Genomic DNA, 18,810 nt, shown 5'->3' with positions numbered 1-18,810 from the left:
CCATTTGTCTGATCGTTACGATTTGCCTCTTAGTGCTTTTTTTAACTCCGCGCAATCAAATGCTAAACCGCTCCCTTGTTGACGCAGCGCGTACTTTTGGATGCGCTGTGTGGCTGTCTTCGGCAATTCCTCGACCACCTCAACATAGCGTGGCACCATGTAATAGGCCATGCGTTCCTGGCAAAAAGAAAGGAAGTCTTGATAGTCCAGGGAATGGTTGGGCTGAAGCGTGAGCACCACCTTGACGTCCTCCTCTCCTACTTCAGATGGAACGCCAATCGCAGCAGATTCCCGAACACTAGGGTACTTGTTCACCACTTGTTCGATCTCGTACGAAGAAATATTCTCTCCGCGATACCGTATGCAGTCTTTTAATCGGTCTTTAAAATAGAAGTAGCCGTCCTCATCCCGGTATCCTCGGTCTCCTGTATGGAACCAACCATCCTTGATCGCTTCTTCGGTCTTGTCAGGCATCTTGTAATAACCACTAAACTGCGTATGAGGGACATCTTCCCGGATCGCGATTTCCCCCACTTCATTTGGGGCCGTTTCCTGGTCTTGTTCATTGACCACTCTGATCGAGATATGGGGCAGCGGCTTCCCAATAGAACCGACACGAATCTCCTCCAAGGAATTGCAAAGGCATACAGTGGCTGACTCGGTTAAACCGTATCCCTCGACTATCGTCAGGCCAAATCGCTGCTCGAACTCCCTCCAGATTTCCTTTGGTGCTCCTCCTCCGAACACGCGGGTTATCGTATTGTCTTGATCTGTCAATTGTGGAGGCTGCTTCATCAAAATCGTCAGCATCGATCCAATGTAATTAAAGATCGTCGCTTGCGACTGACGGATCTCCTCCCAAAAGCGGCTTGCACTGAATCGTTCGGAGAGGACGAGCTTCGCCCCCGACAGCAACGTAGACATCACCGACAACTGCTGTGCGTTGCAATGAAACAATGGCAAGCAGGTATACAAAATATCGTCTTTCCGGATCCTCATCATCACATCACGAAACATGAGCCCCGTATTGATATAAGAATAGTGGGAGAGTACGACTCCTTTTGGACGTCCTGTCGTACCCGAGGTATAGATAATGGAGAGGGGGTCCTCCTTCCGGATCGCTGTATACGGACGATGCCGCCCGCTTTCTTTATGGGCCTGCCTCATCAACTCATCGCGATGCAATATTTGTTGCAGCTGTGTCAAATCCGTCTTAATTTTCACTATTTCTTCGCTATACTCCTGGTCAACGATCAACATCACCGCGTCCGAATGATTCATCGTGTAACAGAGACTCTCGCCTTTCGCATGCACATTGAGCGGTATCATCACAGCCCCAAGCTTGGCGATGCCAAACCAGATCCACAGATAATCTGGATGATTCTTCAGCATCAAGGCGATATGATCACCTTTCCGGATTCCTCGCGCAGCTAAGAGATTGGCCACTTGATTTGATTTTTTCTCTGCATCGGCGTAAGTGAAGCACTCGTTTTGATATACCAGGAAGGTATCATCGGGAATCCTCTTTGCTTGCTCCCCGATCAGTTCAACCAGATGAGAAGTCTGTCTGTTCATATTCTCTCCTCCCCGCGTACATTAAACCAGTAACCAAAAGCCCAACGATCCAATCAGAATATAGATGATCCCGGCCAGCAAACAGTACCCCCAGATATCGCGAATGCCCAGCCCGGCCACTCCTAATGCGGGAAGGGCCCAAAACGGCTGGAACAGGTTCGTCGTCACATCCCCCATCGTTACCGCATTGACCACGGTTGCTGGGTCCACGCCAATCGTCTTGGCTGCTTCCACCATAACGGGTCCTTGAACGGCCCATTGACCACCAGCGGAAGGGACGAAGAGATTGACGAGACAAGCCGACCAGTACGTAAACAAGGGAAGTGTACCGGTGGTCGAGATGGAGCTAAACCAGTTGGAAATCATCGTAATTAAGCCCGCGCTTGCCATCATCCCCATGATCCCGGCGTAAAACGGGAATTGCAGCACAACGCCAGCAGAGGCAGGAATCGCCTTTTCGATTGCTTTGATATAGTTTCGGGGACTGCCATGAAGCGCCAAACCTACGATGATCAGGAGAAAGTTCATAAAATTGATGTTGAGATCCAAACCTTTGGTGGCGAAGTGATAGATGATCCAAGCGAGCCCGCCGGCTACGATGAGATAGCTAAGAATGGAGTTATTATCCATTCTATCGGCAAAAGTGGGCGCTGCCGCCGCAGCGGACTCATCGACAGAAGTCTCTTTGCGCTTCTCCTCGTTTTGGACGAATGGAATCGTCTCTTCCGGCTTCGGGTGCATCGCTGGAAAAAGGAAAGCAAAGAAAAGCGTAACCAAGATGGAAGGAACCAAAAGCATCGGACTGAAGATCGTCTGCTCTAGCGAGATCAATCCGATCTGTTCTTCCAGGAAGTGTCCAGGCGTGTTGACCAACAAGGGAGCCGTGATCGACAAGGATGCGGGCAGCATCGCCATCGCCCCGCAAAAAGCGCTGGCGATCAGTACCCGATAATCAACCGTGCGAAGATTTCTGGACAACTCACGCGCAAAAATGGGTCCCAGCACCAGTCCAAGGCCCCAACTTAGATAAGCAGCCACTGCACTGACGATAACGGTACTCAAGACAGCTGCGGTTGGACTTCTGGGAATCTGGGCCAGTCGTTGGACGAGCTTCTGAACGGCAGGAGCCAGCGCTAGACAGTAACCTGCTACCAGTATGACCACCATCTGCATCGAGAAGGAAAGAAAACTCCAAAATCCACCATACCAGTATTCAATCATTTCAAAAGGACCCTTCCCTGCTACTAAGATGCCCACTAAATAAACAATAAGAGTGAGGACGATAGCGAAAACAAAGGCATCAGGCAGATACTTCTCTACCCCGAACTTAAACCGGTTGACCACTCGATGAAGCATACCATCACTCCTTGCAGTTTTAGAAAACGCTTTCATAATGCTATCAGCAAGATTGATGCCAAACCGACGTCTGTCATATTCAAAGGCATGCAGCAGGAAACAGTAGGTTTATATGTATTTATGCATATGTTAGAATACAAATAATATTTGCAAAAATGCATAAAAAAGATGAGGTGTAGCTACTGATGAAAACCTCTCATTATTTTCAAAGCAAATCAACGGAAGAGATCGCCGCTTTCTTTCATTCCATCTTTAATATCTCCTCCGACGGGCTCTATATTTGTGATGATCAGGGGCATACACTGCTGTTTAACCATTCCTTTCTCGAAATCTCCGGCATTCCTGAAGAGCTGCTGTGGAAATACAGTGTGTTCGAGCTAGTCGAGATGGATGCCGTGCCAAACTCCTGCGCAGCGGTGACGATCCGCACCTTAAAGCCACATGACACAATTATTGATTACTACAACGGAAAAAAGGCGATTCTCACTTCATCTCCGATTTTTGAGGATCAAAAACTGGTGTGCGTCGTTTCCAATGTCCGAGACATTACCGAACTGAACCGCCTTCAACGGGAATTAGAGCAGACAAGACAGATGAACTCCAAGTTTCAGGAGGTTTTGCTGCAGATACAGGGAGACTATCAGTCCTCCCAGCAATTCGTTTACCGCAGCAAGGAAATGCACACGATTACGTCTCTAGCTGCTCGATTTGCCAAAAACGATTCGCCTATCCTCCTCCTTGGGGAGTCTGGGGTAGGAAAAGACGTGCTTGCTCATTATATCCATCAGCAAAGCGGACGAGTTGGTTCCTTTGTCAAAATAAACTGTGGAGCTATTCCCGATCATCTCTTGGAGTCTGAACTGTTCGGCTACGAAAAAGGAGCGTTTACCGGTGCCAACCGACCGAAAGAGGGTCTCTTTGAATTGGCCGATAAAGGGACCATTTTTTTGGATGAAATCGGTGATCTACCTTATGCACTGCAGGTGAAGTTATTAAATGTTTTGCAGGAACAGAAGATTCGCAGGTTGGGCGGTGTTGAGACGATTGAGGTTGATATGAGGATTATCGCGGCGACCAATGTCGATTTGGAACAACGTGTCGAAAAGAAGAGATTTCGGCATGATTTGTATTACCGATTAAATGTGTTATCTTTGACTATCCCCCCGCTGAGGCAACGAAAGGATGATATTGCTGCGCTGATCTTTTATTTCCTCGATAAATTAGAGCAGAAATACGGAGAGAAAAAAAGTATGGGTGCGCATGAACTGGAAAAGTGGATTGCGTACAACTGGCCTGGGAATATTCGAGAATTGAAGAACATGGTTGAACGAGCGTATCATATGAGCGACCATTCCCGCATTCAAAGTGATGTCCTGCATTACTCTGCGCGACAAAACAGGGATACATCCTTTTCCTCACAGTTTCAGCACTTGTTTGATCAGCCGCTTGCCCTCAAGCAGGCAGTCTTGCAGTTTGAGCGGGATTACATCAGACAAGCACTAGCCAAATCAAGGACAATGAAAGAATGCGCTGACAAGCTAAATATCGATATATCCACTTTGGTTCGCAAAAAACAAAAGCTCGGGTTATAGGAGGCTGTCGGTTACCGGCAGCCCCCACTCGATTGTAGCACCAAAGGGGACTGTGGAATTCGGCGATCGCCATGTATGGCAACAACCTTGCGATGGACGTGATCAACCGCTACACTTTTGCCTTCTCTCGAGCAAAACGCTTGGCTACCTCTTTGGCTTGTGCAATGGCATTTTGCTTAATCGTTTCCGCTTTATCCGGCATTTGGGCCATACCTTCCACGATAATCGATTCAGCGTCCGTTATCCCGATAAACGAAAAAATGGCACGAATGTAGCGATCGCCAAACTCGAACTCTATCGCAGGACCTTCCGAATACACACCGCCACGCGCTTGGATGTGAACAGCCTTTTTATCAGTCAAAAGACCAACTGAGCCTTCAGCGGTATACTTGAACGTTTTTCCTGCAATACAGATGGTATCAATATACTTCTTCATCCTGGGTGGTACACTGAAGTTCCACATCGGGGTTACAAAAACATATTTGTCCGCAGAGATGAACTGCTCTGTCAGTTCGTTAATTCTCGCTACTTTGGACTTTTCGTCTGCTGACAGTTCCTCAAAAGCTTTACCCTGCTGCAGTTTTCCCCAGCCGCTAAATACATCGGTATCGATATCGGGAATCTCTGTCTGATACAGATCCAGTTCAATCAGTTGATCGTTTGGGCTTTCTGCACGGTAAGCTTCGAGGAACGCTCTTCCTACCGAAAGACTATAGGACTGTTCCTCCGATTTTGGATTCGCTGTAATATACAAAACCTTCGCCATTGCTATCCCATCCCTCTCTAAGTAGTTATTCCGCTTCGCTCACAGCTGCGTCCGCATCTTTGTCAATCTGTGATATTCTCAAGAGGGATTTCTTTCCCATGCATGTACATAAACTCTTTCTTTTCGTGACCTCCCGCATCATTGCGTGAGACAACAGAGGTCTCTGCTGTTACAACGTCCTGCAAGGGAATATCTTGACCGTATACAAACAACCCTTCTCAACCAGTACCCTTATTTTCACCTGAGAAGGTATTTTTAGTCACAACCAAATGAAAAAGGAGCTTCCCTTGCCGAGTGTGTTGAGACGCTGTCCAACAAAAAAAGACCAGATTATGACTTGGATGTACAAGTCATAATCTGGTCTTTTCAACTCAATTGTTGCTTGCTCTTGTATACCTGTGTTCCGGATATTAGTCCTCTTGCTTCTGTTCAACTACTTGCAAAGGTCCTGATGATTCCTCCAGGTCGTCGGTCTCCACATAGCGCCTAAGTGCAGTAATTTTATTTTCCCAAAACCGTTCATAGTAAGCGAGCCATCGCTTTAACTCCTGCAGCGGTTCCGGTTCAAGCCGGTACCGTGTCTCCCGCCCCACTTTCCGTTGTTTGACGAGCCCGGCCTCTGACAGAATGCGGAGGTGCTTGGACACAGCCGTCCGGCTCATCGGGAAGTGGTTGCTGATCACTGTGACAGGCATCTCCTGATCTCCCAGCAATCTCAGCAGCTTGCGGCGGGTAGGATCGGCGATCGCTTGGAAAACGTCATGTTTCAGTGCAGCAGCCATCTCAAGCCTCTACGTAGGCGCCCAACTTCTTGACAAGACCAACCCAGCCCTGGTCCATCCGGTCACGTACAATCTGGTGAGTCTCCCCGAATTCCGTCACCTTGTCCGGATCCCAACCTGAGTGAATCAGGGTAAATTCCGTTTTTCCATCAAGATCCTTTAATTCAAAGGTAATGGTCCAATCTTTATCCCAGTTAAAGGAGAGGCGATTGGGCGGATCGATTTCGGTCACTTTGCAGGGTGACTTGCCATATGGACCCGCGTTAAGGTGGAATTCATGGCCGAGTACAGGTTGAAAGTCATTCGGCATGAACCAAGCAGCGATGCCTTCCGATGTGGCAACAGCCGCCCATACTTTCTCGATGGGAGCATTGAATACAGTGGTTTGCCGGATGTCCGGCAGTGTATGTTGGTTTTTGTTTTCCATCTTTCATCCCTCGCAGTCCGTAATCGATTTACTTTCTTGCTTTCGCTTTGTCCTGGGGACGGAAGCGCAAGGCTGACCACTTTTCGTTAACCGCTACATTACTGACGGCTCTGTATGGTGATTGATTCTGCACCATCTGAGCAAGACTGTCCCGGTTGATATCGGTCTTGATCTTGGTACTTTGCTTTGGATATGTGATCCAGAATACGGCATCCTCGTTTAGCATCCCAATCACCTTGGGCAGCCATTTCTCAACTTCCGCCGCGTTGTTTACAAAAAGTTGGACAAAATCATACTTCCCGTCTGTTTCATCACCGAATACCTCATCGGTTTCAATACCTAATCGATATCCGTCAGGTGCATTCAGAACAACAGCTCGACCTGACTTATAATGCATTTTTTTCAACAACTCTGCTGACATGGGATCATTCCCTTCTTGCTGTAATGAAACCGATCAGTTTCGTTTTGCATTATACGAAACCAATCGGTTGCGTGTCAAGTTCTGTTCGATGACTGAATTGTTTTTTCCTTTTGTTGCTGCTGATCCCTTTTTTTCTTGAAATGACGGTTGGACCAAAGCAGGCGTGGTATTGGTAGGCATTAAAAAAGAACAGGGATGTGGGCTCACTCGAACCCATATCCTTGTTCCTCTAAAAAGGAGCGCATATGCTGCCGTGTTGCTTGTCTAAACTTTTCGCTCATCTCCTGAGACCATGTCGTATCCCGCTTTCCTCCCGTGCGGTGGCGGTAATATTCTCGCATCACTGTATTATACTCCTCAATCGCCTGATCAAAGCGCTGAGTGGAATAGACGTTTTGATGGTACACCGCTTCGAGAGGAAGCCGCGGTCTCCGATCCGGGTCTTGATCGGGATAGCCGAGACACATCCCAAATACCGGATAAACCAGTTCCGGGATCTGCAGCAAGCGAGACACTTCGCGGGGGTGGTTGCGGATACCGCCGATATAGACGATGCCTAGGCCCAAAGACTCTGCGGCGATGGCCGCATTTTGTGCTGCCAGCGCCACATCGACAGTAGCGACGATGAAGTTTTCCATCGTGCCGTGAACCATCTCCACCTGCTCCCTCTCGCAAGAATGACGCAGCCTCAGCAGATCGGCACACCAGACCAGAAACAGCGGGCACTGTTCGACGTACGGTTGGTTGCCGACCAGGATTGCCAACTCCTTTTTCATCGCCGGATCGGTAACGCCAATGATGCTATAGGCCTGTACATTGCTGGAGGTAGAAGCAGACTGTGCACTGCGCAAGATCAAATCTACCTGATCAGGAGGAATCTGATCCGGTTTAAATCGTCTGATGGAGCGGTGCTGCTGCATCAATTGGATAACGGAATTCATCTTCGATCACCTCTTCTCTATCCATCCCTGACTATTATCGACTGATTGGACAAAGGATACAAATGATCTGGCATAATCCAGGTCATCGTTTGGCGTATAGTGCCTCCGGTAGGTTTATACTTGGTACAAGCCCTGCTGCTGCCGCTCTGCCTAGCAGCGCGGCAACTGCTCCATACCCTTCTTCACCCAGGTTGGCGGTAAACGAGTTGACGTATAAGTCGATATGCGCTTGTGCCACTTCTGGGTCCATCTCCTGGGCATGGTTCAATACGTATGATCTGGACGCATCCGGGTTGGCCCATGCGTACTCGACAGAGGTACGAACCCAGCCGGCAATCGCATCCAGGTCGAGTGAACGGCGAGCGATGATGGCTCCCAGCGGGATTGGCAGTCCGGTGTCTGTTTCCCACCAACTGCCCAAGTCAGTCAGCATGTAAAGACCGTAAGAGGGATAGGTAAACCGCGCCTCGTGGATGACAAGCCCAGCGTCGATCTCTCCATCCCGCACGGCTGGCATGATTTGATGAAACGGCATGATCACGATCTCACCGACGCCTCCCGGCACGTGTTGAGCCGCCCACAGCCGGAACAGCAAATAAGCTGTCGATCGTTCACTGGGAACAGCGACCCGTCGGCCGGACAAATCCCTCGGATCGCGGATCGTCGTACCATTTGTCAAAACGAGTGGGCCGCATCCTCTGCCCAGCGCACCTCCGCAAGGGAGCAAGGCGTACTCCGACAGAACCCATGGCAGTGCTGCATATGATATCTTGAGAACGTCCGGGCCGGTGCCGCTTGTCGCCATACCGTTGGTGATATCGATGTCTGCGTAGGTGACGTCCAGTGCCGGCGCTCCAGGGACCAACCCGTGCACCCAGGCATGGAAGACAAAGGTGTCATTGGGACAGGGAGAAAAAGCGATATTCATGGTAATTCCTCCAGTAATACTGAACTTGCTGCTTCCAACATGGAAAGCGCTTCTTTTATTCGCCAGGAAGTCCGATCGCGTGGGCCAACGGGGTTGGAGATCGCTCTTATTTCCAAAACCGGTACGCCTTGTGCTTGCGCCGCCACTGCTACGCCATAGCCTTCCATCGCCTCTGCAGTCGCACCGGGTATTCGCGTGCTTAATTGATCAGCCGTTGCAGCGGTTCCGGTTACAGTGGAGACACTTAGTACCGGCCCCAAGCTAACCGGCAGTCCCGCTCTAATCAGTTCCTCAGTCACTCTGCTGGCCAGCTTTGCATCGACGGGAATCCGGGTCGAACCAAAACCCAGCTTGTCCAGACTGCAGAAGCCTTCCGGGGTCTCCGCTCCCAGGTCGGCCGCGACGATTTCGCTAGCGACAACAAGCGAGCCGACTTCCGCCTTGCCCGCAAAAGCGCCGCCGATCCCAGCACATACGACCAAGTCATATGGGGCGGACGTCAACGCAGTTGCCGTGCTGGCTGCAGCAGCGGCAAGGCCGACGCCCCCTACCAGAACGTCAAACCGCTGAGAGTCACCCAATCCTCGTCTGACCGCATCTGCTTCGGCGGACACCGAAGTCACGATAAGCGCTCGCTTGATTGCCGTCAGGTGATCAAGCGGAGCCCCGCTCGTTTTCCGGGTTGCATCATTTTTCACAGTAAAACTCCTTTTTTCGGTGATCCGGATCTAGTCTATCCTTTTCAACGGTATCCTGAATTCCCTTTCATGTAAAGAGGCGGTGCGATCTAAATGTGTTGAAACTCCGGGCTGTGGTTACGTGCAGCAGCGGTTGAATCAACATTTCACTGCAGGGTAGTCATGAGTCATTCTGCCATGTTGCCGGCCATCGGATGGTATTGATAATGTTCTAAGCTAACAGTGCGATCATCCATCAATTCGATCCCTTCTCCGAGTAAAAGCAGCTTTTGCAGCGAGTGCATGTCAGGGTCTTGCAGAGCGATCTGCCCCTTGGCATTGATCACTCGATGCCAGGGAAGACGGTGCTTTCGGCTCATGGCATGCAAAATTCTGACCACTTGTCTCGCCCCTCTCGGACTTCCGGCTAGTGCTGCGATTTGCCCATACGTCATCACTCGTCCCGCGGGTATCTGTTTGATGATCTCTACCACTTTTTCTGTAAAAGGGTTCATTCGTTACCTCCCGAAGGGTCTTGAATCATTCGCGTACGCCAAACATGGGATCGCTTCCCACGCGATGTTGCCGCTCTGCCTCGTCACCAAGCGGCAAGGCATTCGGACCTGATAAGCTATATTAAAGTCAAGTATAGCAAAGGCAGAATGAATGATGCTGAATAAGCGACGATTATCCGCCCATGCTGGACTCACAACAACCAAAACAGCATCCTTCCGCGGAAGGATGCTGTGGCAGAATTGTTCACTTCTTATAATCGCAGCATTGACGAGGCTTATAATTGAGAAGGGATAAGGGTCTTTAAACTCTTCTTTGGACGGACTTGTTTCGTTTGAAAGCAGGGACAGCATAAGTGCGACTGCATCCAGCCCCAAGGGCATACGTAAAGGCGCTGCTCCCCTAGCTGTCAGAGTAGGCCGCGAACTTGCCGAAGTCCGCAAACTCATCTACAACGGAAAGTGGCAAGCTGCCATCTGCCCCTCTCCCTGCTGTTGAAGAGTAGGAGCCTGTTCCCGACATATAGCCTGTACATATGGGCAGCGGGTATGAAAGGAGCAGCCTTGCGGCGGATTGGCCGGATGAGGCAGGTCTCCCTGCAGGATGATTCGTTCTCCTCGCTGGGTAGGGTCCGGGATCGGAACCGCCGAGAGCAATGCTTGGGTATAAGGATGTTTAGGGGTGGCAAACAGTTTGTCGCGATCTGCCAATTCGACTATTTTCCCCAGATACATCACCGCGATTCGGTCACTAATGTGCTTGACCGCTGGGAGCCCATGGGCGATAAATAGATACGTAAGCTGTCGTTCTCTTTGCAATGTTTTTAGCAGATTGAGGATTTGCGACTGAATCGAGACATCTAGCGCTGATACCGGCTCGTCACAGACGATCAATTTTGGTCTGAGTGCCAATGCTCTGGCTATGCCGACCCGCTGCCGCTGCCCGCCACTAAATTCATGTGGGTGACGACTCATGTGATGTTCACCCAGTCCGACCAATCGAAGCAATTCGGCCACCTGCTCCCGCAGTTCTCTTCCCTTGTACAAACCGTGCACCTTTAAGGGCTCGGCAACAATATTTTCCACCCTCATCCGCGGATTTAGCGACGAGAACGGGTCTTGGAAGATCATCTGCAAGTTGCGCCGTACCTGACGAAGCTGTTCCTTGCCCAGCGTTCGCAGATTGTTCCCTTCGAACCAAATCTCCCCTGCTGTCGGTTCCAATAACTGCAGTACCATTTGTCCAGTTGTCGACTTGCCGCACCCTGATTCCCCCACAATTCCCAGCGTTTCTCCTCGACGAACGGCAAAATCGACACCGTCCACTGCCCGCACATAGCCCATCTTTCGCGAGAATATCCCCCGTTTGACGGGAAAGTGTTTTGCTAACCCTTTTACTTCGAGCAGTGGTTCCACAAACTCTTGTTGCCGATTCACTTACACCCCTCCTCCGGCAAAAAAGCAACGCACCCGATGAGCTGGCGCAGCATCGGTCAGCTCCGGCTTCTGCTCTCTGCATGACTTGGCAGCCAGCGGGCAGCGTGGGTGAAAAGTGCAGCCCTGCGGCATCGCCAGTGGATGAGGGACGGTGCCAGGAATCGCGTCCAATTGATCCCGCTGTTCATCTAGTCTGGGCAGAGAGGACAGCAGTCCTTTTGTATACGGATGACGAGGATTCGCAAACAGCTGGTACACGGAAGCTTCCTCCACCACTTCTCCGGCATACATGACGAGGACGCGGTGCGCCATCTCTGCCACGACACCTAGGTCGTGAGTGATCAGGATCATGCTGGTGGCAGTCTGGCTGTTTTGCTGTTTCAACAGGTGGAGGATCTGGGCCTGGATCGTAACATCAAGAGCGGTCGTCGGCTCGTCAGCAATCAGTAAATCAGGGTTGCAAGCCAGTGCCATGGCGATCATGACCCGCTGCCGCATGCCTCCGGAGAGTTGATGAGGAAACGAATCGACGACCGATTCCGGATGGGCAATACCCACCTGAGCCAACATCTCAATACTGCGCAGCCGTGCTTGTCGTTTATCCAGCCTCTGATGAAGGCGAAACACTTCCCCCAACTGGCTGCCAATCGAAAAGACCGGGTTTAAAGAGCTCATCGGCTCCTGGAAGATCATCGAGAGTCTCCTGCCCCGTAGTTTGCGCATCTCTCGCTTGCGCAGACGAAGCAGATTAGTGCCGTCAAACAGGATTTCTCCCTCCGTCACCTCTCCAGGAGAAGAGACGAGTCCCATGATGGATAGCGAGGTGACGCTTTTCCCGCAGCCCGATTCGCCTACGATCGCCAATATCTCTCCTTTTGCGATCGAAAAGGTGACATCATTTACAGATGGTACAATCCCCGCCTCCGTTTTGAAAATGGTTCGCAGGTTTGAAACCTGCAGTAGGATTGCTCCCACCACATGTCCCTCCTCTCTGTTCGGTCTATCTGGACATTCCTGATTTCAGGCGTGGGTCCAGAATGTCGCGCAGCCAGTCCCCCAAGAAGATGATACCGAGTACCGTGACGGTGATGGCAATGCCGGGGAAAGTGGCTACCCACCAACTGGTAGCCAAATACTGCCTGCCATCGCTCAGCATCCCGCCCCACGAAACAGTCGGCGGCTGAATCCCCAAACCTAAGAAACTCAGGGAGGCTTCCAAGATAATTGTCGTAGCCACGCTAAGTGTAGAGACGACGATAAAGGAAGCGGCAACATTGGGCAGAATATGAGTGAAAATAATCCGCACATCTTTTGCGCCAACCGAACGGGCGGCCCTGACATAGTCACGTTCCTTGATGCTTAACACTTCTGAACGCACGATCCGCGCATAGGTCACCCAGTTGGTGATCCCCAACACGAGGATCAATGTTGGCAAGCTAGGCCCCATTATCGTCAGGACTACCAGCATAAACAGGATGTTGGGAATAGCTAGAAAGGCATCGACGATCCGCATGATCAGATGGTCGATCCATCCCCCGTAATAACCGGAAACAAGCCCGAGAATCACACCGATGATACCCGCAACGACAACAGCACAAATGCCAACCAGCAAAGAGACCTGCGACCCGTAGATGATCCTGCTCAGTACGTCTCTGCCCAGATTGTCCGTCCCTAAGGGAAACTGAGCCGCCCCCCCTCCAGCCACATCGGCGGCGTAAGTCGTTTGGCCGCATTTGTTTGGACCGGGTCATATGGGGCAAGCCAATCGGCAGAAAGCGACATCAACATGGCCCCGATGATAATCAGCAATCCTAAGCTGCCCGTTTTGCTTTTCCAGAGTTGGCGAACCGGCACCCGCCAACCGCGATGCGGCGCTGCGGCCGGTTGGCAATCGGTCACACCCGTTTGCGTTTCCGTCGTTGCCGACATTGTTTGCTCCCCCCTCGCTCAGTCGTATTTGATGCGCGGATCGAGATAGCGATATACCAGATCAGCCATTAGATTGCTTGCGATCACTAATAGGGCAATCACAAATACAGCCGCCTGTACAATGGCCATATCGCGTGTGTTGACTGCCTGAATCACCAACTGCCCCATGCCCGGCCAAGAAAAGATCGTTTCGGTGATCAAGGTGCCACCGATCAAAGTGGAGGTCTGCAGGGCCATGATGGTGACGACCGGGATCAACGCGTTGCGAAAGGCGTGTTTATTGATCACAATCGCTTCTCGCAGACCTTTGCTGCGCGCTGTGCGGATGTATTCCTGTCCGAGAATTTCCAGCATGCTGGAGCGGATCAGACGAGTCATCTCAGCGGCAATGCCAGTCCCCAGCGTCAAGGCGGGAAGAACCAGGTGAAAAAGCGAACCACGTCCGGAGACGGGAAAGGCGCCAAGTTCGACGGAAAGCATCAGGATCAGCATAATTCCCAGCCAAAAATTAGGCATCGCCTTGCCCAGTACGGCCCCCCCAGTGATAAACAGATCAAATATGCTGTTACGCTTGGTTGCCGAGAGGATGCCAAGCGGGATAGAGATAACGGTAGCGACAATCATCGACGCGATCGCCAGTTCAAAACTGGCTGGCAACCGCTCCAAGACAATGGGCAGAGCGGGTTGATCGTAGCGAAACGATTGGCCAAAATCGCCTTGCAGCAGATTGGACATAAATCGGACGTACTGGACGTGCAGCGGCTGATCCAGACCAAGAGCTTGTGTCAGAATTCGCCGATCTTCGTCAGTAGCCGTATCAGCCAGCATCAAATCGACCGGATCACCCGTCACGTGAACCAACACAAAGACGATGAGCGTAATCAGAAACATGACCGGAACTAGCTGCAGCAGCGCTTTTACCAGGTACCTCTTCACCCTGCTTCACCTCCGAAATGGTCTGTGTAAAAAGGAGCGCAGTACAACGCCCTATCTCCAGAGATGACAACGTTTATACCTACTGCAGGCTGATCTCGTCGGCTAACAGCATCTCGTCGAGTCGCGGCTGAAAACGAATCCGGTCACTCACCCCATAGTTGGCATCCATCTGGAACAAATAGATCTGGGGACGCTCGTCGGCCACGATTTCCTGAGCCCGCTGGTACTGCTTCTCCCGTTCCGCTGGATTCATATTTTGTTCGGCCTCCGTTAACAGCGCATCTACTTCCTCATTGTTGTAGTCCGTTTCCCCTTTTGCCCGTTCGGAGAATAGACGGTCAAACGCCAAGGAAGCGTCAAACATCGAGTTGCCGTAGGCGATCATAAACAGTTCATGAAATGTCTTGGACTTGTAGCGGGAACTAAAACTGCTCCATTCCAGCAGTTCCAGGTTGGCTTTGATGCCTACTTCTCCCAGCATCGCCATGATCAACTCGGCTGTTTCCTTATCCTTCAGGTAGCGCCCGCTGGGAGCACTCAGCGTCAGTTCCAGTCCGCTTGCATAGCCCGCCTCTGCCAGCAGTTTTTTTGCCCGTTCCGGGTCGTACAGAGATGTATCATACAAATCAGGATGGCCCCCGAAGTTGCCGGGGGTGACCCGGGTTCGGGTTGGCGTCCCGCCGCCCGCCAATATGTTCCGGACGATCGCCTGCTCGTCGATAGCTAGATCAATCGCTTCTCGGACGCGGTGATCGGCGGTGACCGCACCGTCCGTCATACGAACGGCCAACAGCATGACGCGTTGTGTCGATCCCTGCACAGTATGGGTTCCCTGATTCTCCTCAATCCGCTGCAAATCGCTAGGCGGGATGTTGACGGCTAGATCCACCCCGCCAGTTAACAGTTCCGCAACACGAGTCGCGTCCTCCGGAATGGAACGGAAAATCAGTTTGTCCCATTTTGGCTGATCGCCAAAGTATTGATCGTTCTTCACCAGAATCAGCCGATCATCGCGAATCCACTCTGAAAACTTGTAAGGGCCAGTGCCCACAGGCTGGGATAGAAAGTGATCCCACCCGTTTTCCTCGATGTAGGTGGACGGCAGCATACCTGAGCCCAGTCGGGACAGGCGGTTGAGCAACACGGGTTCTGGTGCGTGGGTGATAATGTCTACAGTATGTTCGTCTACCACTTTCACTTCTTTGATCTGTTTGTAGTTGCCATATTCCAACAGCTTGTTGTCGCCAGCCACACGCTCCAATGTAAACTTCACGTCGGCAGCGGTAAACGGATCCCCATTGTGAAACGCGACCCCCTCCCGGAGTTGAAAACGCCATGTTGTCTCATTCACGGTTTCCCAGGAAACAGCTAAATCAGGTTGGATCTGCTGGTTGGCATCCTTTCGCACTAGGTAATTGAACATATTGACGTGGACAGCTTCCGTCGATGTATTGTTGTGATCGTGGATATCAAAGCCGACGATATCATTTCCGCTGGCAATCGTCAGGACCTTTTCTCCGTCGTCCATTCCCTGCCCATCCGCTTGACTGCTGTTGCCCGCTGGCTGGCTGCAGCCTGCCGCCAAGGCGGACAACGCCAACAGAAAGACCAAACTGATCATCGAAACACGCTTCATGAACCTGCCCCCTTTTCTATCGTTCAAAATGGACCCAAAAACAGAGCGGATGCGGTTGCCAGACTATCTGTTACGACTTGCCGAGGTAGGTAAGTGCCAGCTTCGACAACAAGGCTACACCGATTGGCAAGGCATCTTCGTCAAGATCAAACATCGGGTGGTGCAGTGGATAGCGGGCATGCTGCTCATCTCCTACACCAAGCCGGAAAAAAACGCTTGGAACATGTTGGGTATAGTAAGAGAAGTCTTCGCCGCCCATGGAGGGTCTGTCCATGCGATACTTTCCCCTCCCCAGCACGTCATCCGCCACCTCCAGCAGCAGGTCAATCATCGAGACGTCATTGACCACAGACGGATAGCCCTGTTGGTACTCCAGTTCATAGGCGGCGCCATTAGCTTCCGTCACGCCTTTGACCATCCGTTCGATCTGCTGGGGAAGCTGTTCTCGCAGGGCAGGGTTGAGCGTTCGAACCGTGCCCCATAGGTTGACTTCAGGGGCGATCACGTTGCTGGCAGTTCCTCCCTCAATCTTGCCTATGGTAATGACCACTGAATCGAGTGGGTCAACCTGACGGCTTGTGATATGCTGTAGAGCGGTGATGACTTGGGCCGCGACAGCAACGGCGTCAACCGATTGATGCGGCCGAGCGGCATGACCGCCGCTGCCAATGATCCTGATGAATAGCGTATCTGCCGCTGCACAGCTTACACCTCTAACGGCAGTAATCTCTCCTGTAGGCACACCTGGAAATACGTGCAGACCGGCCATCGCCTCAATCCCGTAATCGCGGAGCAAACCGTCTTCGATCATCAGGCGTGCTCCTCCGTGGTTTTCTTCTGCCGGCTGAAAGACAAATACGATGTTTCCCCTCTCAGGTGGTCGCATCTTGGCGAGAAACGTCGCTGCTCCCATCAGCATGCTGGTGTGGGCGTCGTGCCCACAGGCGTGCATTTTTCCATCGATCGTAGAACGATAGGAGGTTTGCTTTTGATCCTGAATCGGCAGGGCATCCATATCTGCGCGCAACCCAATCGTCCTCCCCGGATTGCTTCCCCGCAGCACTCCCACCACGCCTGTCCGGGCCAATCCCTGTTTCACCTCAAGACCCAATCTACGCAGATGGGCGGCTATCACCTCAGCGGTTCGTTCCTCTTCCAACCCCAGTTCCGGATGCCGGTGAAAGTCGCGCCTCCAGGCGGTCACTTGTTCTTTTAGTGCACTTGCTTCAGTCAGGATGGCCGAACTTCGATACAATGCCGCGACGTCCTCCACATTAAATCCCCCCTCCCTATAGTCACGACTGACGTGAAAAGTCTTCAATGATGGCTGCTATGTGTTTAATGCCTTGAATAAAATCGTCAACCTTGATGTTTTCGTTTGGGGCGTGGTTGTTGGAAGCGAAATGGCCGACACCGACCGAAACGGCTGGAATGCCCAAGCTCTGGCACAACAAGAACATAGGTCCGGTCCCCGGCGACATTGGCATAATCGTCGGCCTTATCCCGTACACTTCCGTCGCGGTAGCGACGACGGAGCGCGTCAAAGGATTGTCGAGGGGAGTACGTGCGGGGTGTTCCAAAGTGTATGCGTCAATCTCGATGTCGGAAAAACCGTGCTGATCCAGGTGTTGTCGCAGCCGTTGAATGATGTCATGCGGATCTTGGTCTGGGACAAGCCGAAAATCCAGCTTCACCCGCGCTTCGGCAGGCAGCACTGTCTTCGCTCCCTGGCCGGTATAACCGGATTGAAACCCGCAGATCGTACAGGTTGGTTGAAAGATCAGTTTCTCTTTTAGCGGAAGTCCGGATAACTGCAGCAAAAAGGAGCACAGGTCCAGTTTTTCCAATGTATGTTCCTCGTTGTAGATCATCTGCTCCAGCACGATACGATCGTCGTCAGCAAGCGGGCGAACCTTGTCATAGAAGCCGGCGATGCTGACACGTTCGTCAGGTGTCTTCAGCGTAGACAAGGCCCATACCAGGCGCCAAGCCGGGTTTTCAATGATCGCGGCATTTGCCGAGTGCAAATCGGTATTGGCTCCCCGACAAATCAACTCGACATAACACATTCCCTTTACACCTAGGCTGACCTGCGGACGACCATCCGCGTTCTTATATCCGAATTCCCACAGACATCCATCGGCTTGCAGCAGATCCCGACTCATCTCCACGAATTCCGGCAGATGTACGCTGCCAATCTCTTCTTCTCCTTCCACTATAAATTTGACTCGCAGCGGCAGGCGGCCACGCACATTCAGGAGGGCGTCGACAGCAGCCAGACGTGCGATCAGGTTGCCCTTGTTATCAGCCACGCCACGGGCGTAGATATACCCATCGCGAATCTCTGCGGCAAATGGCGGAGAATCCCACAATTCAAGCGGATCTTCCGGCTGCACGTCGTAATGGTTGTAAAAAGAGAGCGTCCGGTCACTCTCCCCCGCAAACAATCCGTACACAACCGGAAAACCTGACGTGTTCACGAGCTGAACCTCCCCGCCCAACTGTTTGAGATACCTCTCCACCATGGCCGCTGTCTCTTTCATGCCCCTGTCTTGCGCGGCAACACTTGGCTGTCGGCAAATTTCCTGTAGCCACTCCACATATCTGTCTCGATGCCGGTCGACATACGCATAGATATCCTTCACCCAACCCCTCCTTTACGGAAAATTTCCTAAAAGATGCTGTTATTTAAACACTATAAGAGATTGGTAAAAAATGTGTCAACAACCAATTTAGAAAGTTTTGAATTTTTTGTTCGGTTCATCCTGTCTATTGGTTTAAATCTCGAAAAATACGCACTGATTTGTTCTTCAAGCTGTCGAGATTCTCGGTGGTCCCTTGTACTATACTGGCATCTAACATGGCATTATTTGTGGATTTGAGCAGGAATTTTGT

General features: G+C 51.5%; 17 protein-coding genes and 1 pseudogene. 1 reads left to right on the top strand and 17 read right to left on the bottom strand.

The genetic code is table 11. From position 1 onward, the window contains the following. Positions 1-15 precede the first annotated feature (15 nt). Together LOK74_RS09065 and LOK74_RS09060 are read right to left on the bottom strand one after the other, a co-directional pair. Positions 16-1,575: an ATP-dependent acyl-CoA ligase gene (locus LOK74_RS09065; protein WP_230046316.1), complete on the bottom strand. Its 1,560-nt coding sequence runs from the start codon at positions 1,573-1,575 to the stop codon at positions 16-18. 21 nt (positions 1,576-1,596) lie between these two features. Beyond that, on the bottom strand, positions 1,597-2,931 hold the full coding sequence (locus LOK74_RS09060; RefSeq protein WP_230046315.1) for a short-chain fatty acid transporter: 1,335 nt from the start codon (positions 2,929-2,931) through the stop codon (positions 1,597-1,599). Between the two features lie 185 nt (positions 2,932-3,116). Between LOK74_RS09060 and LOK74_RS09055 the strand changes: the two genes are divergently transcribed. Continuing rightward, on the top strand, positions 3,117-4,523 hold the full coding sequence (locus tag LOK74_RS09055) for a sigma-54 interaction domain-containing protein (protein ID WP_230046314.1): 1,407 nt from the start codon (positions 3,117-3,119) through the stop codon (positions 4,521-4,523). Positions 4,524-4,632: 109 nt separating this feature from the next. Here LOK74_RS09055 and LOK74_RS09050 read toward each other — a convergent pair whose 3' ends face one another. From LOK74_RS09050 to LOK74_RS08980, 15 genes and pseudogenes are all read right to left on the bottom strand, one after another. After that, positions 4,633-5,289, bottom strand: coding sequence for an FMN-dependent NADH-azoreductase (locus LOK74_RS09050; protein ID WP_230046313.1), 657 nt, complete (start codon positions 5,287-5,289; stop codon positions 4,633-4,635). Positions 5,290-5,699: 410 nt separating this feature from the next. Next, the gene (locus LOK74_RS09045) at positions 5,700-6,071 is read right to left on the bottom strand and encodes an ArsR/SmtB family transcription factor (RefSeq protein ID WP_230046312.1); all 372 of its coding nucleotides are present in this window, start codon (positions 6,069-6,071) and stop codon (positions 5,700-5,702) included. A 1-nt stretch (position 6,072) separates the two neighbouring features. Then, on the bottom strand, positions 6,073-6,498 hold the full coding sequence (locus LOK74_RS09040) for an SRPBCC family protein (protein ID WP_230046311.1): 426 nt from the start codon (positions 6,496-6,498) through the stop codon (positions 6,073-6,075). A 28-nt stretch (positions 6,499-6,526) separates the two neighbouring features. Beyond that, complete coding sequence (locus LOK74_RS09035; protein WP_230046310.1) at positions 6,527-6,919, bottom strand: hypothetical protein; 393 nt, start codon at positions 6,917-6,919, stop codon at positions 6,527-6,529. A 203-nt stretch (positions 6,920-7,122) separates the two neighbouring features. After that, positions 7,123-7,860, bottom strand: coding sequence for an oxygen-insensitive NADPH nitroreductase (gene nfsA, locus LOK74_RS09030; protein WP_230046309.1), 738 nt, complete (start codon positions 7,858-7,860; stop codon positions 7,123-7,125). A gap of 82 nt (positions 7,861-7,942) precedes the next feature. Beyond that, entirely contained in the window at positions 7,943-8,788 is an 846-nt protein-coding gene (locus tag LOK74_RS09025) for a 1,4-dihydroxy-6-naphtoate synthase (RefSeq protein ID WP_230046308.1), read from the bottom strand. Beyond that, on the bottom strand, positions 8,785-9,486 hold the full coding sequence (locus LOK74_RS09020; RefSeq protein WP_230046307.1) for a futalosine hydrolase: 702 nt from the start codon (positions 9,484-9,486) through the stop codon (positions 8,785-8,787). Before LOK74_RS09020 ends, LOK74_RS09025 begins: the two co-directional genes overlap by 4 nt. A gap of 167 nt (positions 9,487-9,653) precedes the next feature. Continuing rightward, positions 9,654-9,980, bottom strand: coding sequence for an MGMT family protein (locus LOK74_RS09015; RefSeq protein WP_230046306.1), 327 nt, complete (start codon positions 9,978-9,980; stop codon positions 9,654-9,656). 447 nt (positions 9,981-10,427) lie between these two features. Further along, the gene (locus tag LOK74_RS09010; protein WP_230046305.1) at positions 10,428-11,414 is read right to left on the bottom strand and encodes an ABC transporter ATP-binding protein; all 987 of its coding nucleotides are present in this window, start codon (positions 11,412-11,414) and stop codon (positions 10,428-10,430) included. After that, positions 11,415-12,389 (bottom strand): ABC transporter ATP-binding protein, encoded by a 975-nt coding sequence (locus tag LOK74_RS09005; protein ID WP_230046304.1) that lies wholly within the window; start codon positions 12,387-12,389, stop codon positions 11,415-11,417. It abuts the gene before it with no gap. A gap of 25 nt (positions 12,390-12,414) precedes the next feature. Further along, a pseudogene (locus tag LOK74_RS09000) lies at positions 12,415-13,343 on the bottom strand (ABC transporter permease). A gap of 18 nt (positions 13,344-13,361) precedes the next feature. Then, positions 13,362-14,279, bottom strand: a complete 918-nt coding sequence (locus tag LOK74_RS08995) for an ABC transporter permease (protein WP_230046303.1) — start codon at positions 14,277-14,279, stop codon at positions 13,362-13,364. Between the two features lie 79 nt (positions 14,280-14,358). Then, a complete protein-coding gene (locus LOK74_RS08990) occupies positions 14,359-15,915 on the bottom strand; it encodes an ABC transporter substrate-binding protein (protein ID WP_230046302.1) in 1,557 nt (518 codons plus the stop codon). A 70-nt stretch (positions 15,916-15,985) separates the two neighbouring features. Next, positions 15,986-17,188: a M20 metallopeptidase family protein gene (locus LOK74_RS08985; protein ID WP_230046301.1), complete on the bottom strand. Its 1,203-nt coding sequence runs from the start codon at positions 17,186-17,188 to the stop codon at positions 15,986-15,988. A gap of 22 nt (positions 17,189-17,210) precedes the next feature. Beyond that, a complete protein-coding gene (locus LOK74_RS08980; RefSeq protein WP_230046300.1) occupies positions 17,211-18,560 on the bottom strand; it encodes a M20 family metallopeptidase in 1,350 nt (449 codons plus the stop codon). Positions 18,561-18,810: the final 250 nt, after the last annotated feature.

Origin of the sequence: Brevibacillus humidisoli (genome assembly GCF_020923435.1) — a bacterium.
Taxonomy (GTDB): Bacteria; Bacillota; Bacilli; order Brevibacillales; family Brevibacillaceae; genus Brevibacillus_E; species Brevibacillus_E humidisoli.
This window is presented reverse-complemented; position numbering and strand designations above follow the sequence as displayed.